Here is a 1,546-nt window from a genome sequence, read left to right as displayed (position 1 = left end):
CCCCAGCCGACCCCGAGCAGCCGCAGCCGGTGCAGCAGGTGGCTGCGGTCCAGGTCGAGCGGCTTGCGCAGGTCGAGGTCGATCTCCCGGTCGAGCGCCTCGGGCTTGAGCTTCAGCCGCCGCTGCTGCTCGCGCAGGTCCCGCTGGAGCGGCACCATCGGCGTGCCGTCGGTGACGTGCCCGAGCCGGTCGCCCACGACCATGCGCCGCTGGATCAGCGCCACCGCCAGGTCGTCGCCCTCGCACAGCACGGCCCTGGCCGCCTCGGTGACCTCCCCCAGCCCGGCCAGCGGCCTGCCGCGGAGCGCCGCCAGGCTCTCGGCCAGGCGTACGGACTCGATGACATGCGCGGACGACACGGGCAGCCCCTCGTCACGCAGCACCGCGGCGGCCTCGGCCAGCCACCGCTCCACGGGCCGGTCGGGCGCGCCGAACAGGTGGTGGTACCAGCCGGGCGAGGTGATCCCCGCCCCGTAGCCGCTCCAGGAGGCCAGCCGCCCGTACGTCCACGGCACCCACGTCAGCTCCGCCTTCACCTTGGGCAGGCCGCGCAGGAGCGCGTTGTCGGCCGATGCGGGCGGCAGCGGCCCGGTCAGCGCGGGGACGTGCCAGGCCCCGCACACTACCGCGATCCTGGCGAAACCCTCCTTGAGGGCCGCGCGCAGGGTCTTGCGCATGTACGCCTCGCGCCTGGCCTCCCGGGCGTCGGGCTCGTAGCCCTCGCGTACGGCGGCCATGGCCTCGGCGATCACCTCGAAGGGCGTGTCACCGCGGTGCTCGACCACGTCCTCCCACCAGCGTTCGGGGTCGTCGTACCCGGCGGCGGCGGCCAGCACCCCGATGGGGTCGGCATGCAGCCTGCTCATCGCGTCAGCGGGGTTGACCCTCTCACCCCCGGGTCCGCCTGCCAGGCCCGGCACCCCGTCCTCGGAATCGTCGGCCGAACCAGGCGCCTCCCCGTCCACGCCGCCGCCCGAGCCAGGCTCCTGATCACCGGGGTCGCCGACCGAACCCGGCGTCCCGTCACCGGAGTGGCCGACCGAACCGGGCGCCTCGCCGTCCGCGCCGTCGATCAGGCCAGACGCCTTGCCGTCCGAGCCGGGCGCCTCGTCGTCCAGGCCAGACGCCTTGCCGTCCAGGCCGGGAGCATCGCCCATCGAGTCGCCGGGCAGGCCGGGAGCATCGCCGTCGGGGTCGTCGGCCAGCGAGTGGGCCGCCGGCAGGTCGCAGAAGCGTACGGGGACGCCGGCGGCGGTGCCGTACAGGATCGCCTGCCACTCCGGCGAGAACTCGGCGAACGGCCAGAAGGCGGCACGGGAGGGCTGCCCCGGCACGTGCGCCAGCAGCGCGACCGGCGGCTCCAGCTCGGGCGCGAGCCTGACGAGCGCGTCGGCCTCGGGCGGGCCCTCGATGAGGATGACCTCGGGCCGCAGCCGACGCAGCTCCGCCGCGACGGCCCGCGCGGACCCGGGCCCGTGATGCCGCACGCCGAGCACGAACACGTCCGCGCCCCTACCCCGCACCGCCCCTCGGCCCGCAGCCACCC

At 75.9% G+C, this 1,546-nt stretch carries 1 protein-coding gene; it reads right to left on the bottom strand.

Features of this window, described 5'->3' with window-relative positions; genetic code table 11:
* Positions 1-1,523: DUF5682 family protein (locus ETD85_RS66590; protein WP_240780192.1), on the bottom strand; the 1,523-nt coding region annotated here is incomplete at its 3' end.
* Between the last annotated feature and the right edge of the window lie 23 nt (positions 1,524-1,546).

Origin of the sequence: Nonomuraea zeae (assembly GCF_005889725.1) — a bacterium.
Taxonomy (GTDB): Bacteria; Actinomycetota; Actinomycetes; order Streptosporangiales; family Streptosporangiaceae; genus Nonomuraea; species Nonomuraea zeae.
The sequence above is the reverse complement of the archived record's forward strand: the minus strand, read 5'-3'. Positions and strand labels throughout refer to the sequence as shown.